Raw genomic sequence first — 19,956 nt, 5'->3', positions numbered from 1 at the left:
GCGTGCTCGACTTCAAGGGCGAGATCTACACCCGCCAGGAGCGCAACGGCGTTCTGCTCGGCACCTACGAGAAGGCCTGCAAGCCGTGGTCGCCAGTCAACACGCCGTGGGATTTCGGCCATGAGCTGCTGCAGCCCGACATCGACCGCATCGCTCCGTCGCTGGAGATCGGCTTCAAGCATTTCCCCGGCATCGAGAAGGCCGGCATCAAGCAGATCATCAATGGCCCCTTCACCTTCGCGCTCGACGGCAATCCGCTGGTCGGCCCGGTGCAGGGCCTGACCAATTTCTGGTGCGCCTGCGCCGTCATGGCCGGGTTCAGCCAGGGCGGCGGCGTCGGCCTGGCGCTCTCCAACTGGATGGTGCATGGCGATCCGGGCTTCGACGTCTGGGGCATGGATGTCGCTCGCTTCGGCGAATGGGCGAGCTTGCGCTACACCAACGCCAAGGTGCGGGAAAACTATTCGCGTCGCTTCTCGATCCGCTTCCCGAACGAAGAACTGCCCGCCGCCCGTCCGGCGCAGACGACGCCACTTTACGACGCCATGCTCGCCAACAACGCCGTCATGGGCGATTCGTGGGGCCTGGAAACGCCGCTCTGGTTCGCGCCGAAGGGCACGGAGCCGAAGGACATCGTCTCCTTCCACCGCTCCAACGACTTCGGCCCGATCGGCGACGAAGTGCGCGCCACCCGCGACAGGGTCGGCGTGACCGAGATCGCCAACTTCGCCAAATACGAGGTCTCAGGCCCGGGTGCCGAGGATTTCCTCAACCGGTTGATGACCAACCGCATGCCGAAGGTCGGCCGCATCGTGCTGACCCCGATGGTCAACGAATTCGGCAAGCTGATCGGCGACTTCACCATCGCCAAGGCCGGCCCAAGAAATGGAGAAGACCGCTTCATGATCTGGGGCTCGTCCGCAGCGCAGAAATATCACATGCGCTGGTTCGAGAAGCACCTGCCGAAGGATGGGTCGGTGCGCATCCACCGCTTCGACCAGACGCTGGTCGGTCTCTCCATCGCCGGGCCGAAATCGCGCGACCTGCTGCAGAAGCTCGTCGATGTCGACGTCTCGACAAAGGCCTTCCGCTTCATGGACTTCCGCGAGATGGCGGTCGGCGGCGCGCCCTGCATGGTCAACCGCATCACCTATACCGGCGACCTTGGCTACGAGATCTGGATGGCGCCCGCCTACCAGCGCCTGGTCTACAAGGCGATCAAGGAAGCCGGCGCGGAATTCGGCATCGTCGATTTCGGCATGCGCGCGCTGCTCTCAATGCGCCTGGAAAAGAATTTTCCGACCTGGTTCCGTGAATTGCGTCCGATCTACGGACCGTTCGAAGGCTCGATGGACCGCTTCATCAAGCTGGAGAAGAACGACTTCATTGGCCGCGAGGCGTCCGCCAAGGAGCATGCCGAAGGGCCGAAGCTGCGCCGGGTCTCCTTCATCGTCGACGCTGCCGATGCCGACGTGATGGGCGACGAGCCGATCTGGGCCAAGGTCGGCAAGGACTACGGCACGGTCGAGAAGCCGCATGGCTACGGCGCGCCGCGCTTCGACACATCAGGCAAGGAAGTGCGTGGCTCGAGAGCCGCGGAAGGCGCTTCGGCCGTGCGCGGCATCGTCGACGGAGACTGGCGCGTCGTCGGCTGGGTGACGTCGGGCGGCTACGCGCATTACGTGCAGATGTCGATGGCGCAGGGCTATGTGCCGGCCGCTCTTGCCGAGGACGAAAGCGCCGGCCTGTTCGAGATCGAGATTCTCGGCCACCGCCGCCCGGCCCGCATCAATATCGAGCCGCCTTTCGACCCGAGCGGCGAGAAGATGCGGACCTGAAGCCCCGCGAATTGTTGGATTGCGTCGGTAGCTATGGCATGGTCCGAGCCCGCTACCGGCGCACCAGCAGGAGAAGACCGTCCCCTTGCGGCAACTAGAGAAATGGACCGATTGGCTCTGCGATGAACGGGTCGGTCCATTCAGCGCGGCGGTTGCGTCGGTCCTCCTCTACTGCCTGACCCAGATCGTCATGATGGCCCTGCTGTCCCATGTTGGGGGCACGGGCGTCGGTGTCGACGATGCAGAGCAATTGACGGAAATGCGGTTCCTGGCCGCCGGCTACGGCAGCTCGCAGCCGCCTCTATACACCTGGCTGGCGACGCTTGCGGCCTCGCTGGTCGGAACCAGCGTTCTTGCCCTCAAGATCGTCAAGTACGGCCTGCTGGCCGCGGGGCTGGTCGCCTATTTCACCGCCATACGCCGCCTCGGCTACTCGAACCGCGCCGCGGCGGCCGGTATGTTCGGATTGCTGCTGTTTCCCCAGATCTTCTGGGAGATGCAGCACGCCCTCACCCACTCGGTCGCCATATTCTGTTTCACCTCGCTGCTGTTTCTGGCGCTGGTCGAGGTGGAGAAGCGGCGATCGGCCATCGCCTATGCGTTTTTCGGCCTGGCGACGGCGGCCGCGATGCTGTCGAAGTACAACATCGTCATCTTCCTTGCCGCCCTGTTCCTGGCATCTCTGTCGGTTCGCGAAACGCGTGAGGCGATCTTCGACCGCCGTTTCGCAATCGGCGTGGCGGTGGCGGTCCTTGCCTGCCTGCCGACGCTTTATTGGAGCCTGACACATCTGGAAGATCTGCTCGCGCACCAGGGGGGCCTGGGCGTCGCCGAAGGCGGCAGCGTTGCGAAAACGGCGCTTCTCGGCATCCGCAGACTGGTCAACGCGATCGTCAATTTCGCTGGACTGCCGGTCGCGATTTTTGCCGTCGCCTACGTCCTGGCGACAAGAAAACGGACGGATACGCCTCACCCGGTACGGTGGCCGGAAAAGCTGTTGTGGCGGGCGATCGTACTCGGTCTTGTGGTCATGGTCACAGTCGTATTGGCGGCCGGCATCACCCAGTTTCGCGACCGCTGGATGCTACCGATCTTCATCCTCTTGCCCGCGGCGCTCGCCATGCGCTTCGACGCCATGGGCCAGAGAGGCCGAAAGACGCATGCCACCATTGTCTTCGTCGGCGCTCTGCTTGCCATATTGGTGCTGCCGCTGAGCTGGTACATGCATCTGCACGGCGGCGACAGCCGCGGCAGCATCGTGCGCATGGATTACCGCTCGCTTTACGACCAGATCAACGCCGACGGACCGGTCAAGACCGTGGTCTCGAGCTGGTTCTGGGTCGGCAATCTGCGCCTGGTCGATGCCGACCTCATCGCGCTCGATGACGAGACGCCGGACTTCGCCAGGTCGATCCGCGAGCCGGCGGTGCTCGTGCTTACCGATGACAGGGAATCGTCCTCGGATGTTTTCGAAGAGTTGGCGAAGGCCGGCTACTTGATGGACACCATCCACCGCACGATTGAAGTGCCGCAGGCACTCGGCTTTCCGCCCCGCAAGGTCACGATTACCAGACTGCACAAGAAGCCCGCGCAGTAAGCTTCAGGTGGGACGAATGGACAAGCTAGGCTTCGGCCGCCACCGCAAGATCATGCCCTTCGAACCCGGCTCGGTCGAAGCGTTGCGCGAGGCCTCGCGCGGAAAGGCGGGCGCGCTCAACCAGCATCTGCTGGGCTATGGCGCGACTGCCGAAGCCGAGTGGGCGACGGCGGGCATCGCCGCGCCCGATCTGCCCGCCATGCGCAGATACCGGCTGGAGCGCATTCGCGCCGAGCTGAAGCGTCGCGACTATGCCGGCGCCCTGCTCTACGACCCGGTCAACATCCGCTACGCGACGGATTCGACCAACATGCAGCTCTGGGTCGCGCACAATTCGACACGCCATTGTTTCGTCGCCACGGAAGGGCCGGTGGTGCTGTTCGACTATTTCTCCTGCGAGCACCTGTCCGACCATTCGGGCGTCGTCGACGAGGTACGCCCCGCCGTGTCGTGGATATATCTCTACAGCGGCGAGCTTACCGAGCAGAAAGTCCGGCGCTGGGGTGCCGGTATCGACGAGCTCGTTGCCGAGCATGGCGGCGGCAACCGCCGCATTGCCGTCGACCGCATCAACCCGGAAGGCGTTGAGGAACTCGCCCGCCGCGGCATCGCGATAGGCAATGGCGAGGCGGTGATGGAGAGTGCACGCCTCATCAAATCGCCGGACGAGATCCTCGCCATGCGCCGCGCCATCGTCGCCTGCGAGGCGGCGATTGGCGAGATGGAGACAGCGCTGAAGCCCGGCATCTCCGAAAACGAGCTCTGGACGGAACTGCATCGCGGCAACATTGCGCGCGGCGGCGAATGGATCGAAACGCGTCTCTTGTCATCAGGACCGCGCACCAATCCCTGGTTCCAGGAGTGCTCCTCGCGCGTCATCGAGGATGGCGACCTCGTCGCCTTCGACACGGACCTGATCGGTCCCTACGGGTTCTGCGCCGATCTTTCGCGCACATGGCTTTGCGGCGACCGACAGCCGTCGAACGAGCAGCGCGACCTCTTTCGCATCGCCGCCGATCAGATCGCTCATAACACCGATCTGATACGGCCGGGCATCTCCTTTCGCGATCTCGTCGAGCGCTCGGCGGTGCCGCCGGACGACTGCTATCCGACACGCTACGGCGTGCTCTATCACGGGGTCGGCCTGGCGGACGAATATCCGACGCTGCCGCATGCCGGCGACTGGACCGACGATACGCCGGACGGCGTGCTCGAACCCGGCATGGTGCTTTGCGTCGAAAGCTATATCGGCAGGCTTGGCGGGCGCGAAGGCGTCAAGATCGAGGAGCAGATCCTGATCACCGAGACCGGCAATGAGAAGCTTTCAGCCTACAAGCTGGATGAGCGGCTGCTCTGATCCGCTTTCGACAGCCGCGACGGCGTCGCGCATCGCGGCAATGATTTTTTCCGGCGTCGTTCTGGCGGTGATATAGGGCAGGCCTTTGCGCCGAGCCGTCCAGCCGACCACCTTCACGCCCCTCGCCGCCGGCTCGAAACGTTGCGCCAGCGCCCAGCTTCCGCAGTCGATGGCCGCGACCTCGGCCCTGCCTTCCGCCACGGCCACGATCGACGACCGGTGGCCGCCGCTTTCGCCGCGCGAGGCGAAGATGTCCAGGCTTTCGCCCATCGCCTCCAGATCGCGCTGCAGGCCGATCAGCCCGGACATCGAATCCGGATTGTTGAAGGTGAAGCGTTTGCCGCGCAGAAGGTCGATCGGGATGAGGGCCTTGCCGTCCGCCGGCGAGGCAATCCCCGGTCCGCCATCCGCCGGCATCACCAGCGCGCTGGAATAGAGCTCTCCCTGCCCGCCCTCGAACGCATCGTAGCTCGGCTGCGCAACCACCTGCACATGCCGCGCAAGGCCGAGTTCCATCGGCCCCCAGCAGGTTTGCCCGAAGAGCAGCGCCGGGCTTAGCCAGAGCTGGAGGAAGTCCAATTCTTCCGGGGACAGCGTCGCCGGGTCGGGCGCGATCGGCTTCCCGGCGCCGTCGAGTATGCCGCCGGGAACCGCTGGCAGCTCGCGATTGCTGCGCACGACCGCCTCCGGCGCATCGATGCCCCTTTGCCGGAAAGCGTCACGGAGCCGCGCCCATTGCGCGTCGACCTGGCCACGCGCTTCGGACCAATCATACATAGGCAGGGCCGCAACGAACTTGCTCATGTCGAATAGCTTTCAAAGACAAGCGGCCTTCGGCGCCTGCGTTCCGCCGCAAAAAAAGCGTCGCGGAAAGTCAAAATTACTCCTTCGGCGGCTCGGCCGGAACCGGCGCCGAGCCAAGTCCGCTGACATTGCGCGCCCTGACGCGCGGCTTGAAGGCGCGGCCCGGTTCCGGCGTGCGCCGCAGCACCGGATGGACGATCGGCTCCTTGGCCCTGAACGCATGGGCTTTCAGCATCGCAAAATAATTCGGATAGGCATATCCGTTGTTCATCCGCAGCCATTCCTCGCGGCGCTCGCGAAAGAGCTTCGGCAGCCGGTACCAGGCAATGGTCGGGCTCTTGTGATGAACGAAATGCAGATTGTTGTTCAGGAACAGGAAAGAGAGCGGCGAGCGTTCGACGATCACCGTTCGCCCCTCCGGATGCTCCGACCACTGGTGCTCGGCATAGGTGCGGATCGAGATCAGCGACTGGCCGAGCCACACCGGCACCAGGATATAGAGCCACAGCGGGATGCCGAAGCCGAACGTGACGATCGGCGCGACAGCCGCGAGACCGAAGGCATGCAGCAGCCAGGCCTTGCGGATCGCTTTGTCGCCGGCAAGGATCTGCTTGGCGTCGTCGATGAAGAAACCGACCGAGGACAACCACGGACCGAGGACGAGGCGGCCGATCATGGTGTTGTTGATCTTGAGCAGAAGCTTCATTGTGTGCGGCAGATCCTCATGCATCCAGAGCGCCTGGTAGTAGCTCTCCGGATCGTCGAGCGGATCGGTCAGGCGCTCGTCTGCATGATGGCGAAGGTGGATGGTCTTGAAGCGGCGGAACGGCCAGACCATGCCGATGGGCAGGAAGACGAAGGCTTCATTGATCCTGGCGTTGCGGGTCGGGTGGCCGTGCAGCACTTCGTGCATGATGGAGGATTGCAGAGCCAGGATAAAGGGCAGGACGGCAAGCGCCAGAAGCGGCTGGGATGGCCAGACAAGGAAGCCGGTTGCGAGCCATGCGCCGTAGCAGAAGAGTGTGAGGAAGACCGTCGGCCATTCGACAGCCGGTGTGCTGCTACGTCTCTTTTTCGTGCCGGTATTCACGCTTGCCATGCTCTCGACCACTGCCCCCCAGTCGCCGGAACCAACTCGATTCCTGACAACATTGTGTCAGGAGCCTGCCGTGACATCAACGCGACAATGCGCACAAACCGTTGCGAATGCGCATTTTTGGCGGCATATGTTATACATTGTAAACAGACATGGGGATTCATTTCCGCCTGAGCCACGTTCAGAACGGCCCCGGCGCAAATTTTTCCTCTCCAATGCTGGAGCAGCGTGATGGACAAGCGCGATCTGTCGACGACCTTTCGGGAGCGCCTGAAATTGCTCTTGACACGGTCCGACCTGAACCAGTCGGCCTTCGCGACGGCGGTCGGCATCGACCGTTCGGCGCTGTCGCAGTTGCTCTCCGGCGCCTCGACCCGCCTGCCCCGCGCCGAGACCCTCCTCAACATCGCCGCCGAGTTCAAGGTGTCGCTCGACTGGCTGCTGGGCCTGAGCCAGGACGAAGGTGTCACCGGCGAAATCAGAGAAAGCCTGGAGATCGAGGAGGCGCCCGACGGCTTCGACCGCACGCTTTTGGCCAAATGGCATGCCGAGGCGGCCGGCACGAAGATCCGCTATGTGCCCGCCGGCATTCCCGACCTTCTCAGGACCGAGGCACTGGTGGAATATGAGGCCGGCATTGCCAACAAGAGCCGTGAGGCGCAGGCCGGCGAAACGCAATACCGCATCGACTACAACCGTCGGCCGGAGACCGACATGGAAGTCTGCATGCCACGCCACACGCTGGAGATCTTCGCGCGCGGCCTCGGCGTCTGGGATCGTTTCCCCGAGGCCGAACGGCGCAAGCAATTGCTGCACATGGCGGCGCTGCTTGACGACCTTTATCCGACCTTTCGCCTGTTCCTCTATGACGGCCGCATTCGCTACTCGATCCCCTATACGATCTTCGGCCCCTATCGCGCCGCGATCTATGTCGGCGACATGTATATCGTGCTGAGCGCCACTCAGCCGATCCGCACGCTCACCAGCCATTTCGACAACCTGATCCGGGCCGCCGACATCAACGCGCACGAGGCCGCGAGCTTTGCGCAAAAGCTGGCCGCAATGTCCTTCCCATCAGGCTCTGCCTGAACGCGCGCATCGATATCATCTTGGCCGCCCCTCATCGTTCCAGGGAAACCCATTGGCCTTTCGCGGCCGCAAATTCGTTGACTGGACATAAAGACTTCTTTATATCGTTATTTGAATTTGAACGCGAAAGCCATTCCAGGCAGGAAATCCAGGGCCATGACCGCGACCAACCCGATTGATGCACTGCTTGCCGAAAAAGGCGTGCTTTTGGCCGATGGCGCTACCGGGACCAATCTGTTCGCGATGGGCCTGGAGGCCGGCGAAGCGCCTGAGCTGCTCAATGAGACAGCGCCCGAGACCATCGCCAGCCTGCATCGGAACTTCGTCGACGCCGGCGCCGATATCATTCTCACCAACTCCTTCGGCGGCACTCGCCACAGGCTGAAGCTGCATCACGCGCAGGATCGCGTCCACGAGCTGAACAAGCGCGCCGCCGAGATTGCCCGCTCCGTCGCCGACAAGGCCGGCCGCAAGGTGATCGTCGCCGGCTCCGTCGGCCCGACCGGCGAATTGCTGGTGCCGCTCGGCGCCATGACCTATGACGAGGCGGTCGAGGCCTTCGCCGAACAGATCGAGGGCTTGAAGGCCGGCGGCGCCGAAGTCGCCTGGATCGAGACCATGTCGGCGCCGGACGAGATCCGCGCCGCGGCTGAGGCCGCCATCCGTGTCGGCCTGCCCTATACCTACACCGGTTCTTTCGACACGGCCGGCCGCACCATGATGGGCCTGCTGCCGAAGGATATCCACGCCGTCGCCGATGGCCTGTCGCAGGCCCCTCTCGGTGTCGGCGCCAATTGCGGCGTCGGCGCTTCCGATATCCTGGCGTCGCTGCTCGACATGACCGAGGCGAAGCCCGATGCGACCGTGATCGTCAAGGGCAATTGCGGTATTCCGGAATTCCGCGGCGCGGAGATCCACTATTCCGGCACGCCGGAGCTGATGTCCGATTATGTGCGGCTGGCGGTCGATGCCGGCGCCAAGATTGTCGGTGGCTGCTGCGGCACCTCGTTCGCGCACCTTGCCGCCATGCGCAAGGCGCTGGACGCGCACACCAAGTCGACCCGCCCGACCGTCGAGACGATCGTCGAGCGCATCGGCCCGATGCGCAACAAGGCGGCGACGGCAAACACCGCCGAGACCAGCGAAGCCCGCCGCGAGCGCCGGCGCAGCCGCGCCTGATACGTTTTCTACTTGCTGTTTTCGGCGTAGCGCGACAGCGCGGTATTGAGATCGGTGCCGGCATTGCCCTGGCTGTCGGCGCCCATCGTCATCAGGGCGCCCGATGCGCCGGGGTCGCTGATCTGCTCGAGCATCGAACGAAAACGGTCGTTGTTGAGGGCCGAAAGCGCTGTGTTGCGCGCCGCGTCGACATCGTTCCTGATGTGCGCGGATTCCGCCGAAGCAGCGGACGGTCCGCGCACCGGGGCATTGGCCGCCGTCGAGTTCACGTTCCCGATTGTCGTGATATGCACTGCTGATCCCTCAAACCCTTATCAGCAACACTGACAGAAGCTCGTTGCGGCCAGGTTCCGGAAAAGCCGTGCAATTTAACGATCGAAAAAAGAGCCGGCAGGATTGTCCCGCCGGCTCTTCAGTCAATCGCAATGGCCTACTTGTTGCCGTCCAGCGACGAGGCCAGCCGCACTAGCGACAGGAACTCCGCCCGATAGCCGAATGGATCGGCGCCGCGCGCGGCATTGGCGATCTCCGCGATGCGATCGTAGCTGAAATTCGCGGTCTGATCCTCGTCGCGCAGCTTCTGCCCGAAAGCCGCGACGGCGACCGAGAAACGCTGGTCGGCGCCGGCCGCATCGAAGGACGAGACCTCATTGGCGGCGGTTACCGGCGTGGTGATGAGCTTCGAGGTGTTCTCGTCCGGCAGCTTGTAGCGGATCTTGACGAAGGCATATTCGCTCGCATTGGCGACGCCGCCATTGTCGACCTTCGCCTGCCCGTAGCGCAGCGGATCGACCTGCTCGCCGCCGCTGCCTTTCGGCGTGATCTCATAGACCGCCGTCACCGAATGGCCCGAGCCGATATCGCCGGCATCGACGCGGTCATTGTTGAAATCCTCGCGCTTCAGGGCGCGGGTCTCATAACCGACGAGACGGTATTCCGAGACCGTGGCCGGGTTGAACTCGACCTGGATCTTGACGTCCTTGGCGATGGTGAACAGGGTCGAGGAGGCATCCTCGACCAGCACCTTCTGGGCTTCGGCCAGCGTGTCGATATAGGCCGCCGTGCCATTGCCGTTCTGGGCGATGGTCTGCATCATCTGGTCGTTCAGATTGCCGCGGCCGAAGCCGAACACCGAGAGAAACACGCCCGTCTTGCGCTCCCTCTCGATCAGCCGCTTGAGGTCGTCGTCGTCGGTCTGGCCGACATTGAAGTCGCCGTCGGTGGCAAGCATCACGCGGTTGACGCCGTCCTTGACGAAGGATTGCTGTGCAAGCTTGTAGGCCTCGCGGATGCCTTCCTCGCCGGCCGTCGAGCCGCCGGGCGCCAGATGGTCGATGGCCGCAAGGATCTTCTGCTTTTCCGCCGCCTTGGTCGGCATCAGCACCGTGCCGGCATTGCCGGCATAGGTGACGATCGAGACGGTATCGTCGGGCTTCAGCCTGCTCACCAGCAGGCGGAAGGCGGATTTGAGCAGCGGCAGCTTGTCCGGCTCGTCCATCGACCCCGAGACGTCGATCAGGAAGACCAGATTGGCCTTCGGCTGCTCGGCCGGCTTGACGTCGAAACCCTTGATCGCGACATGCATGAGCTTGGTGTGCTCGTCCCACGGCGTCGGCATGACGGTGACGGTCGAGTTGAACGGCGTCTTGGCCGAATCCGGTCCCGTCCAGTCATAGGGGAAGTAGTTGATCATCTCCTCGACGCGCACCGTGTCCGCATCAGGCAGACTGCCTTCCTTCAGCGAGCGCCGCACGAAGGAATAGGAGGCGGTATCGACATCGATCGAGAAGGTCGAGACCGGATCCTGCGCCGTCTCATGCACCGGATTGGTCTTGAAAGTCTCGACGCGGTCGCGGTTTTCCTCCCGCGGCTGCATTTGGTCGGCGGGCATGGGCGCGGGCTGCACCATCAGCTTGGAATCGGCGACCGGCGGCGGAGACGCCGGTGTCGCGGCAGCTGCTCCTGCCGGCGCCTTGTCGGCCCGCTCCAACTGGTCGGCTCTCCGCTTCGGGGAATAGCCCGCAATTACCCCGACCCCGGCTTTGCCGCCGGCCGCGAGCTGGCCACTCTCCGCCGGCGCAGACTGCAGGGCGCGCTCGGCCTCGGGCGCCGCCTCCTGCTTGAGCAGGCTGTCGACCTCGGCCGCCGGCTTGGGCGGCGTTGCCGGCACCATTTGTGAATTGGCCTGGGTCTCGGCGTCCGCGTCGGTCTTCTTCTCCTTGGCGGGCGCCGCTGCCAGCGGCTCGTTGACCGCGGGCTGTTCCGGCGCCGGCTTCTGCGCCGCCGGTTTGTCGGCCAAGGTCTCGGTGACCGTGCCGTTGCCGCCCACGACGGGCGGCTGGTCCTTCAGCATCTCGAAAGCAGCATAGCCGGCGATAGGCAGCGCGACCAGCGCGGTGATGGCCGGCGTGGCGATGAGTTTCCGTTGCATGATGTCTCTCCAGAGCATTCTTGCTCGCTCCGTGAGACGAAGGCCTGCGGACGTTCCTTGGCGAACAGGCGAAATTTTTTCGTCGAGGTCGAAAGCCTGCATCGCGGCGGCGAACGCGCGCGCCTTCGCCTCGCCGCCCGGCGCCGGTACCGCGATGTCGCGTAGCCTTTCGAGTTCGTTGTCGTCGACCATGGTCACACTTCCCCGGCTGAGCGCATCAGCAGCTTCAGCCGTTTCTTCGCTTCATGGATGTGCCAGGACACCGTCGTCTCGGAGATCGCCATCACCTCGGCCGCCGCCGCGTGGTTGAGACCTTCGCCATAGACCAGCAGCACAGCGTCACGTTGCTTGTCGGGCAGCATCCGCACCGCCGCCCACAGCGCCTCGGCCGGATCGTCGACCTCCGCCGACGCTTCGGCCGCGATCAGCGCATAGGCGCCGTAGGCATCGGTCTTGGCGGTGTCGCGGGCGCGCTTGCGCATCATGTCGCGCGAAGCGTTCAGCGTCATGGCATAGAGCCATGTCGTAAAGGCGCCGCTGCCCTGATAGTCGCGGATCGCGCGGCCGAGCCGCACGCAGACGTCCTGGGCGATGTCCTCGGCGTCGGCTTTGCGGCCGCACCAGCGATAGGCGGCGCGATAGACGAAACCGTAGTGCCTCTCGAGCAATCTGCCGAAAGCACCCCTGTCTCCGCCCCTCGCCCGCCCGATCAGTTCGGCATCGGAGGCTTCGCCGTCGTCCAGCATAATCGCCATCATTGCCTGTTGGACGAAGGCTAATGGCCAATCCTTGGGACGATGGAAAGATTTTTTTGAGAAGGCAATTAGGCGCGATGGACGAGGTGTGTCGAGATTCGGGTCAGGCCGAGCCGAAAATGGTGGTTTCCGAGAACCGGAGCGGAGCGTACTTAAAGTACGTGAGCACCGGAAGCGCAGGAAGCCGCCATTTGTAGGCCGGCCTCACCCGAATATCGGCACACCTTATCCCAGCGTCTCTTTGAAAAACGTCGTCAGCCGCTTCCAATGCCTCTCGGCGCCCGCCTCGTCATAGACGCTGTGGTCCTTGACGCACCAGCCGTGGCCGACGCCGACATAATTCTCGATCACGTGGTCGACCTCTGCTGCCCTGAGCGCCTCCGCCAGCCGCGCCGACTGCTCTGGCGGAAAGCTGCGGTCGACGCCGGCGACGCCGACATAGACGCGCGCTTTGATCGAGGCCGCCTTGCGATGCGGGCTGTCGGCCGCGTCGCTGGCGAGATTGCCGCCATGGAAGCTTGCCGCGGCGGCGATACGGTCGGGATAGCTCGCCGCCGCGTTTAGCGCCCGCGCGCCGCCCATGCAGTAGCCGACGACGCCAATCGGTCCGGCGATCCCCTCGGCGGCCAGAGCATCGAGGAAGGCGCTGCCGTCGCGGATGGTCATGCCCTGCGTCGTGCCGCCGCTCAGCATCAACAGCAGGGCCTTGGTCTTTTCCTCGGCAAAGGCGGTTTTGGGATCGAACGGCCCATAGGGCGCATAGCGGTAGAAGAGATCGGGCACCAGCACGGCATAGCCATGCTCCGCGAGGCGCTCGGCCATCTGGTCGAGCGCCGGGCGCGGACCGAAAACATCCGTATAGAGGATGACGCCAGCCTTGGCCGGCGCGGCTGGACGAAACAGCCGTGCCTTCGCCGTGCCGTCCTGGGTCTTGATCTTGATGTCCTGCTTCGTCATTGCGCGCTCCGCCGGTTGTTAGGCGCTAGATATCCGCACTGCCCGCCAGGGCAAGCCGCAACCTCTCGATCGCGGTCAAGTTTCCGTGCGGTTCGGAAGAATGCCTACAGTCCGGCGAACGCCGTCATATGGAAAGCCTGGACATCGGCCGGATAGCGATACTCAGCGCCATAGGGACAGGCGTTGCGGTCGAGGCAGCCGCCGGCGCGGCAGGGCGCACCATCCGTGCCACGCACATGCAGCAGGCACGCCTCGTGCGCAAAGCCAGCCACCGAATATGCGCCGACCGGACAGGATTTCATGCAGGGTTTTGCGACGCATGCGTCGCAAAGATGATTCATCTCATGAGCTTCGGGAAGAGAAATCTCGTCCTCGAACAGCAATGCGCCGCGATAGGCATGCCAAAGTCCATAGGTCGGATGCATGAGGATGCCGAGCGGCGACGGCTTCAGCCCTTCGGCCCGCATCGCCCATTGCTGGAACGGCAGGTAGGGCCGGTCGGAGGGCGAAACCGCGCGGGCGCCGCAGCCTTGCGCGACCGCGCCGATCACCGCGCGCGACCAGGTGTCGAGCGGATTGGCGATGTCCCTCGCCTGCTGTCCCAGCCAGCGTTCAAAATGCGGCCATGGCGCCGCGCCCGCCTGCCCGACGAGCAGCGCAGATTTGGCTGGTGCGCCTGATGGACCGACAGGAGCGTCTTCGCCATCAGTGAAACGGAAACCGCCACGGAGGATCAAGCCGTTGGCCGCGAGCGCGGCCGCGATCTCCTCGACCGTGCCGCGCGCAAAAATCATCCCTTCCGGTCCGGATCGGAGAACGCGCTCCGCCAGACTTCCTTGTGAATGATATTGGCGACTTTAGCCCCGCCTGACTCGGGCTCCTTTCACGTGAAGGCGTCGGCCATCGAGCCCTTCTTCCTGGCGATGAAATCCTTCAGCGCCTCGTCAATGGCCGGATCGAGATGCGGCGCCTCGTAGCTTTCCAGCCAGCGGCGGGCGAGCTCGTTGGCGCGCTGCGGGGCGGTCTTCTCGCCTTCGGCCAGCCACTGCTCATAGGAATTGTTGTCGGCGATGTTGGAGCGGTAGAAGGCGGTCTGGAAATTCGCCTGCGTGTGGTCGCAGCCGAGATAGTGGCTGCCAGGACCGACCTGGCGGATCGCGTCCATCGCCTGGCCGTTTTCCGACAGGTCGACGCCTTCGGCAAACTTCTGCTGCATGCCGAGCTGGTCGATATCCATCATGAATTTTTCGTAGCAGGAGGCGAGGCCGCCCTCGAGCCAGCCAGCCGAATGCAGGACGAAATTAGTGCCGGCAAGGATCGTCGAGTTGAGCGTGTTGGCGCTCTCATAGGCTGCCTGCGCGTCCGGGACCTTCGAGGCGCAGAGCGAGCCGCCGGTGCGGAACGGCAGGCCGAGCCGCCGCGCCAGCTGTGCCGCACCATAAGAGACCAGCGACGGCTCGGGCGTGCCGAAGGTCGGCGCGCCGGACTGCATCGAGATCGACGAGGCGAAGGTGCCGAACAGCACCGGCGCCCCGGGCCTGATCAGCTGGGTGAACGATGCGCCGGCGAGCACTTCGGCCAGCACCTGCGTCAGCGTGCCGGCAACGGTCACCGGGCTCATCGCGCCGGCCAGGATGAAGGGCGTGACGATGCAGGCCTGGTTGTGGCGTGAATAGACTTTCAGCGCGCCAAGCATGGTCTCGTCGAACACCATCGGCGAGTTGGCGTTGATCAGGCTGGTCAGCACCGTGTTGTTCTCGACGAAGTCGTCGCCGAACACGAGCTTGGCCATCGCCACCGTGTCCTCGGCCCGTTCCGGCGCCGTAACCGAGCCCATGAACGGCTTATCCGAATACCGGATATGCGAGTAGATCATGTCGAGGTGGCGCTTGTTGACCGGCACGTCCACCGGCTCGCACACCGTGCCGCCCGAATGGTGGATCGACGGCGCCATATAGGCGAGCTTCACGAAATTCTGGAAATCCTCGATCGTCGCGTAGCGGCGGTTGCCGTCGAGGTCGCGCACGAAGGGCGGGCCGTAGACCGGCGCGAACACGGTCGCGTTGCCGCCGATCTGCACCGAGCGCTCCGGGTTGCGCGCATGCTGGGTGTAGATCGAAGGCGCCGTCTTCAACAGCGAGCGGCAAAGGCCTTTCGGAAAATGCACGCGCTCGCCCTTGACGTCGGCGCCCGCTTCCTTCCAAAGCGCCAGCGCCTCGGCGTCGTCGCGGAAGATGATGCCGATCTCTTCCAGCACCGTGTCGGTATTCTTCTCGATCAGCGCCAGGCCTTCCTCGTTGAGGACCTCGTAAACGTTGATCTTGCGCTTGATATAGGTGAGCTGCGTGCCCGGACCGCCGCCCGAGCGCGCCGCGCGCCGGGCCGCCGCGCCGCCGCTGGCACCGCGCCCACGCCGTGCGTTTGACGCTTCCTGGTCGACTGCCGCGTTCTCGCTCATGATCGTGCTTCCTATAAAAACCTGGTCTGGATTGGCTCGCGGCCCGTAACCGCCGCTTCTCGCCGGATCGTAACCATGCACCCTATTGGAAACGGCCCGCCAGCGCCAACGCCTGTCGCAAAATCGACAAGAAAAGCGCCAACTTTCCAGTCGCTTTCCTTTTGCGGGAAGTCGCAAATCAGCTATGGCTAGCTTGCCCTCGCGGGTTAGGTATTGGCGCATCGATTTTTAGGCTGCCGCAGTCATTCCGAGCAGCAAGGAGCCCGAGAAAATGTCCGACGACGAGATCATCCTTTCCGAGCTTTCCGACGACGAGCTCGTGCAGCAGATGCACGACGACCTGTATGACGGCCTGAAGGAAGAGATCGAGGAAGGCACGCGCATCCTGCTCGAGCGCGGCTGGGCGCCTTACAAGGTGCTGACCGAGGCTCTGGTCGAAGGCATGCGCATCGTCGGCGAGGATTTTCGCGACGGCATCCTGTTCGTCCCGGAAGTGCTGTTGTCGGCCAACGCGATGAAGGCCGGCATGTTCATCCTGCGTCCGCTGCTCGCCGCCACCGGCGCGCCCAAGCAGGGCAAGATGGTGATCGGCACCGTCAAGGGCGACATCCACGACATCGGCAAGAACCTCGTCGGCATGATGATGGAAGGCGCCGGCTTCGACGTCATCGACCTCGGCATCAACAACGCCGTCGAGAAATATCTGGACGCCATCGAGCAGCACCAGCCTGACATCATCGGCATGTCGGCGCTGCTCACCACCACCATGCCCTACATGAAGGTCGTGATCGACACGATGAAGGAAAAGGGCATCCGCGACGATTATGTCGTGCTGGTCGGCGGCGCGCCGCTCAATGAGGAATTCGGCAAGGCCGTCGGCGCCGATGCCTATTGCCGCGATGCGGCGGTGGCGGTCGAGACCGCCAAGGACTACATGAAGCGCAAGCACAACGTTCGCGCTTCCGCCTGACCCAAGGCATCAGGATGGATCGACAAGAAAAGCCGCGCCTTGCAGCGCGGCTTTTTTGTACCCAGATTATGGACGAGGCTGCAGATCAGTTGACGGTGTCTTTGACCGCCCTTGCCGTCGATTTGACGTCCTTGCCGACGCCCCGGATGGTGTTGGCGCAGGCCGTGAGTGCAAGCGCGCAGGCCAGGATGGCGATCGGCGCGATGCGTAGCAGTTTCATGGACGGTGTCTCCCTCGACAGATATTAAGCCCCGCAGCGAAAGCCGGCCCGACTTGGTCAAGACGCAAAAAACGGAACCGAATCAAACAGACAGGCTGCTCGTCATCGCCTGCGGGATGATTGCGCGCGAAGTTTTGGCCGTCAAGCAACAGCTAAAGCTCGACCATCTCGATCTGACCTGCCTGCCGGCCGAGTTTCATTTCTACCCGGACCGCATCGCGCCGGCGATGGACAAGGCGATCGAGAAAGCCAAGACGGAAGGCTACCGGCACATCTTCGTCGGCTATGCCGATTGCGGCACCGGCGGCCTGCTCGATCGCGTCATCGAGAAGCACGGCGTCGAGCGCATGGCCGGGCCGCACTGCTTTGCCTTCTACCAGGGCATGGACGCCTACGCGAAGGTCGCCGACGACGACATGATGTCGTTCTACATGACCGACTTCCTCTGCCGCCAGTTCGAGGCTTTCTTCATCAAGCCGCTCGGCCTCGACCGGCATCCCGAGCTGATCAAGGATTATTTCGGCAACTACGAGAAGCTGATCTATCTCGCCCAGACCGAGGATCCGGAGCTCGACAAGGTCGCCGAGAAAGCCGCCGCCATGCTCGACCTCGCCTATGAGCGCCGCTCGACCGGCTATGGCGACCTGACCGGCGAGCTGGCGCGGACGGCACAGGGCGCTGCCCGAGACGCCTAGCCGTCACGCCTCTTCCAACGCGGCAAGCACATCGGCGAAGCTGGTCTTGCAGACGAAGCCGAGCCGCTCTCGCGCCCGCGAGGGATCGTAGACGCGGTCGATCGAGGAAAACATCGTCCAACCCTTCCTCGCATAGAGCCTCGAATAACCCGGGAAATAGCGCGCGACGACGAATGGCGCGTCGGCGATCAGCTCGGCGCAATCCTGCGGCCGTAACGGAGTCGGCGCTGAGATGATGAAGGTGTCGAAGCCAAGGCTCGGCGCCTTCTCCAGGGCGGCCACATGGGCTTCCGCCGCATCCTCCACCGTCAGTCGCCGGAACAGCAACTCGTTGGCCTTGGTGTTGGCATCGGACTGTTCGATGGCATGCGCCATGTCGTCCGCCTCGGGAAAGAAGCGCGCCGTGCGCAGCACCACCACCGGCAGTCCATGCTCGATATGGTAGAGGCGACAGAGATGCTCGGCCGAGAGTTTGGTTACGCCATAGATGTTGCGCGGTTCCGGCGACATCTCTTCCGTCAGCCAGACGGCCTTGCGCGCGCCGCCCAGGAAGCCGGCGCGGATCGCCTGCGAGATCATGAGCGATGTCGTCGAGGTGAAGACGAAGCTTGCACGCCGCAGGCTACCGCCGCGTCGAGCAGGTTCAGCGTCCCCTGGATGTTGGTCGCTACGAAATCCGTACTCTCGAAGAGCTCGATGTTCGGCTTGTGCAGCGCGCCGCTGTGAATGATGGCCTCGATCCGGTTGTCGCGGACAGTTCCGAAGACCAGCTCGCGATCCGCGATCGAGCCGACGACCTGCGTGCGCGCCGAGGCAACCGGATCGAGACCGACCACCTCATGGCCGAGCGCTTGGAGCCTCGGCTTGAGCGCGCCGCCCAGCCAGCCGGACGACCCCGTGAGCAGGATCCGCATTCGATCGAACCACCATTTTTCCGAACTGCTGTTGTTAAGCACGGATGACAGACGATCGCGAACCGGTAAGTTGTGCGCCAGCGATAGGAAGAACTTTGTCCAGCCATTGATTTGAGGAAACACGTTCATGATGCCTCGCCTGCTCCTTGCCGCCCTCGGTCTCGTCGCCCTCACTTTGCCGTCCCTTGCCGACGGCGAGGTGCAGAAGCTGATCACGGCTGCCGACAAGGCGCGATTGGACAAATACGGCGAGACGCGCAAGGCGGCTCTCGAGGAGGCAAAAGCTGGCGATCCGTCCGAGGTCAAGCAGTTGGACGAACTGCTCGCCAGACCTCTCGTCGCCTTCTCCGACAAGGATCTCACCGGCAACTGGAAGTGCCGCACCATCAAGGCGGGCGGCCTGAGCCCGCTCATCATCTACGGCTGGTTCAAGTGCAAGGTGACCGACGACGGCTCCGGTTGGCGCCTCGCCAAGATCAGCGGCTCGCAGCGCACCGCCGGCCGCTTCTTCGACGACGGCGAGAAACGCTCCATCTATCTCGGCTCGTTCTCGGTCAATGATGACAAGGCCAAGCCCTATGGCAGCGGTCCCGAAAGCGACCAGGTCGGCTACGCTTTCCGCAATAGCGCCACCGAGTGGCGGATCGAATTCCCGGCGCCCTATTACGAATCGAAACTCGACATCATGGAATTCAAGCGCTGAGCCCGTCCTCTGCTGCCTCGTTGAAACGGCGCCGGCACACCAAGGATTAACCTGCTCCGCATAGCATGCGCGCGATTTCAAGCGGGTGGGTGCCGTGGCAGCGTCGGACTCGAATAAGCGACCGATCGTGGTCGTCACCGAAGGTGGCCCGCATATCTGGGCCATCGTCAATGCGCTTGCCGACCGTGTCGGTCCCGTCAGCGTCATCCTCGAATCCGCCGAATCCAAAAAGCGCCTGCTCATCCGCCGCGCGCGGCGCCAGGGCTGGATCTCGGCCATCGGCCAGCTCGGCACCATGGTGTTGACGAGACTCGGCAAGCGCTTTCTGGCTGCCCATGCCGAGAGGCTGATCGCCGAGGAGAAGCTCGACACCGAACCGCGGCAAGGTCAGGTGATCATCCATGTGCCATCCGCCAACGGGCCGGAATGCCTCGAGGCGGTCGCCAGGATCAATCCGGGCGTGGTGCTGCTTGCCGGATGCAGGCTGTTGTCGAAGCAAACGCTGGCAAGAATGCCCTGCCCGGTGCTCAACTACCATGCCGGCATCGCGCCGAAATATCGCGGCATGAATGGCGGCTACTGGGCACTGGCCTGCGGCGATCAAGGGAATTTCGGCACCACCGTGCATCTGGTCGATGCCGGCGTCGACACCGGCGGCGTGCTGAAGCAGGCGCGCGGCAGGCCCAGGACCGGCGACACGATCGCCAGCTACGCGCTGCGGCAGGCAGCCTTTTCGCGCGATATCTGCGTCGAGGCGGTCGGCAATGCGCTGGCCGGCAGACTGGAAACGATCGATCCGGGCCTACCGTCGAAGCAGTGGTATCACCCGACGATCTGGTTCTACGTCTGGACCGGCCTGACCAAGCGCGTCTGGTAGACCGGTCAATTGGTCG

The 19,956-nt window shown here is 63.8% G+C and carries 20 protein-coding genes; 9 read left to right on the top strand and 11 right to left on the bottom strand.

Annotated elements, in window-relative coordinates; translation table 11 throughout:
• From FJ425_RS17420 to FJ425_RS17410, 3 genes are all read left to right on the top strand, one after another.
• Positions 1 to 1,838, top strand: a 1,838-nt coding sequence (locus FJ425_RS17420) for an FAD-dependent oxidoreductase (RefSeq protein ID WP_140725098.1), incomplete at its 5' end; no start/stop codon positions are given.
• Between the two features lie 85 nt (positions 1,839 to 1,923).
• Positions 1,924 to 3,435: a glycosyltransferase family 39 protein gene (locus FJ425_RS17415; protein WP_140725095.1), complete on the top strand. Its 1,512-nt coding sequence runs from the start codon at positions 1,924 to 1,926 to the stop codon at positions 3,433 to 3,435.
• A 16-nt stretch (positions 3,436 to 3,451) separates the two neighbouring features.
• A complete protein-coding gene (locus FJ425_RS17410) occupies positions 3,452 to 4,792 on the top strand; it encodes a Xaa-Pro peptidase family protein (protein ID WP_140725092.1) in 1,341 nt (446 codons plus the stop codon).
• Here the strand turns inward: FJ425_RS17410 and FJ425_RS17405 are convergent.
• Both FJ425_RS17405 and FJ425_RS17400 read right to left on the bottom strand, forming a co-directional pair.
• Positions 4,760 to 5,596: a PhnD/SsuA/transferrin family substrate-binding protein gene (locus FJ425_RS17405; protein ID WP_140725089.1), complete on the bottom strand. Its 837-nt coding sequence runs from the start codon at positions 5,594 to 5,596 to the stop codon at positions 4,760 to 4,762. The genes FJ425_RS17410 and FJ425_RS17405 overlap by 33 nt on opposite strands.
• Positions 5,597 to 5,672: 76 nt before the next feature.
• The gene (locus FJ425_RS17400) at positions 5,673 to 6,695 is read right to left on the bottom strand and encodes a fatty acid desaturase (protein WP_140725086.1); all 1,023 of its coding nucleotides are present in this window, start codon (positions 6,693 to 6,695) and stop codon (positions 5,673 to 5,675) included.
• A 228-nt stretch (positions 6,696 to 6,923) separates the two neighbouring features.
• Between FJ425_RS17400 and FJ425_RS17395 the strand changes: the two genes are divergently transcribed.
• Both FJ425_RS17395 and bmt read left to right on the top strand, forming a co-directional pair.
• A complete protein-coding gene (locus tag FJ425_RS17395; RefSeq protein ID WP_140541935.1) occupies positions 6,924 to 7,781 on the top strand; it encodes a helix-turn-helix transcriptional regulator in 858 nt (285 codons plus the stop codon).
• A 156-nt stretch (positions 7,782 to 7,937) separates the two neighbouring features.
• Positions 7,938 to 8,960, top strand: a complete 1,023-nt coding sequence (gene bmt, locus FJ425_RS17390; protein WP_140725084.1) for a betaine--homocysteine S-methyltransferase — start codon at positions 7,938 to 7,940, stop codon at positions 8,958 to 8,960.
• An 8-nt stretch (positions 8,961 to 8,968) separates the two neighbouring features.
• Here the strand turns inward: bmt and FJ425_RS17385 are convergent, their stop codons facing one another.
• The 6 genes from FJ425_RS17385 to FJ425_RS17360 all read right to left on the bottom strand — a co-directional run bounded on the left by FJ425_RS17385 (position 8,969) and on the right by FJ425_RS17360 (position 15,561).
• Positions 8,969 to 9,253, bottom strand: coding sequence for a hypothetical protein (locus FJ425_RS17385; protein ID WP_246677955.1), 285 nt, complete (start codon positions 9,251 to 9,253; stop codon positions 8,969 to 8,971).
• Between the two features lie 137 nt (positions 9,254 to 9,390).
• Complete coding sequence (locus tag FJ425_RS17380; RefSeq protein WP_140725081.1) at positions 9,391 to 11,583, bottom strand: VWA domain-containing protein; 2,193 nt, start codon at positions 11,581 to 11,583, stop codon at positions 9,391 to 9,393.
• 2 nt (positions 11,584 to 11,585) lie between these two features.
• Positions 11,586 to 12,146 (bottom strand): RNA polymerase sigma factor, encoded by a 561-nt coding sequence (locus FJ425_RS17375; RefSeq protein ID WP_140725078.1) that lies wholly within the window; start codon positions 12,144 to 12,146, stop codon positions 11,586 to 11,588.
• Positions 12,147 to 12,371: 225 nt separating this feature from the next.
• Positions 12,372 to 13,103: a dienelactone hydrolase family protein gene (locus FJ425_RS17370; protein ID WP_140541938.1), complete on the bottom strand. Its 732-nt coding sequence runs from the start codon at positions 13,101 to 13,103 to the stop codon at positions 12,372 to 12,374.
• Between the two features lie 104 nt (positions 13,104 to 13,207).
• Positions 13,208 to 13,897 (bottom strand): 4Fe-4S dicluster domain-containing protein, encoded by a 690-nt coding sequence (locus tag FJ425_RS17365; RefSeq protein WP_140725076.1) that lies wholly within the window; start codon positions 13,895 to 13,897, stop codon positions 13,208 to 13,210.
• An 89-nt stretch (positions 13,898 to 13,986) separates the two neighbouring features.
• Entirely contained in the window at positions 13,987 to 15,561 is a 1,575-nt protein-coding gene (locus FJ425_RS17360) for a trimethylamine methyltransferase family protein (protein WP_140541940.1), read from the bottom strand.
• Positions 15,562 to 15,832: 271 nt separating this feature from the next.
• Between FJ425_RS17360 and FJ425_RS17355 the strand changes: the two genes are divergently transcribed.
• Positions 15,833 to 16,531, top strand: coding sequence for a B12-binding domain-containing protein (locus tag FJ425_RS17355; protein WP_140495658.1), 699 nt, complete (start codon positions 15,833 to 15,835; stop codon positions 16,529 to 16,531).
• A gap of 85 nt (positions 16,532 to 16,616) precedes the next feature.
• On the opposite strand, the gene FJ425_RS17350 is transcribed toward FJ425_RS17355, so the two are convergent.
• Entirely contained in the window at positions 16,617 to 16,751 is a 135-nt protein-coding gene (locus FJ425_RS17350; protein WP_041003961.1) for an entericidin A/B family lipoprotein, read from the bottom strand.
• Positions 16,752 to 16,804: 53 nt separating this feature from the next.
• On the opposite strand from FJ425_RS17350, the gene FJ425_RS17345 reads away from it, so the two are divergent.
• Positions 16,805 to 17,446 carry a DUF1638 domain-containing protein gene (locus FJ425_RS17345; RefSeq protein ID WP_140725073.1) on the top strand — a complete coding sequence of 214 codons (642 nt, stop codon included), beginning with the start codon at positions 16,805 to 16,807 and terminating at the stop codon, positions 17,444 to 17,446.
• Between the two features lie 3 nt (positions 17,447 to 17,449).
• Here the strand turns inward: FJ425_RS17345 and FJ425_RS32340 are convergent, their stop codons facing one another.
• Positions 17,450 to 18,025 (bottom strand): NAD(P)-dependent oxidoreductase, encoded by a 576-nt coding sequence (locus tag FJ425_RS32340; protein WP_281407508.1) that lies wholly within the window; start codon positions 18,023 to 18,025, stop codon positions 17,450 to 17,452.
• On the bottom strand, positions 18,022 to 18,360 hold the full coding sequence (locus FJ425_RS32335) for an NAD(P)-dependent oxidoreductase (protein ID WP_281407507.1): 339 nt from the start codon (positions 18,358 to 18,360) through the stop codon (positions 18,022 to 18,024). The genes FJ425_RS32340 and FJ425_RS32335 overlap by 4 nt, the downstream gene beginning before the upstream one ends.
• A 127-nt stretch (positions 18,361 to 18,487) precedes the next feature.
• Here FJ425_RS32335 and FJ425_RS17335 point away from each other — a divergent pair, with 127 nt between their 5' ends.
• Positions 18,488 to 19,063 (top strand): DUF4893 domain-containing protein, encoded by a 576-nt coding sequence (locus FJ425_RS17335; protein WP_140725070.1) that lies wholly within the window; start codon positions 18,488 to 18,490, stop codon positions 19,061 to 19,063.
• Positions 19,064 to 19,157: 94 nt separating this feature from the next.
• On the top strand, positions 19,158 to 19,940 hold the full coding sequence (locus FJ425_RS17330; RefSeq protein WP_140725068.1) for a formyl transferase: 783 nt from the start codon (positions 19,158 to 19,160) through the stop codon (positions 19,938 to 19,940).
• Positions 19,941 to 19,956 lie beyond the last annotated feature (16 nt).

This window comes from Mesorhizobium sp. B2-7-2, assembly GCF_006440775.1.
In the GTDB taxonomy this organism is placed as follows: domain Bacteria; phylum Pseudomonadota; class Alphaproteobacteria; order Rhizobiales; family Rhizobiaceae; genus Mesorhizobium.
The sequence above is the reverse complement of the archived record's forward strand: the minus strand, read 5'-3'. Positions and strand labels throughout refer to the sequence as shown.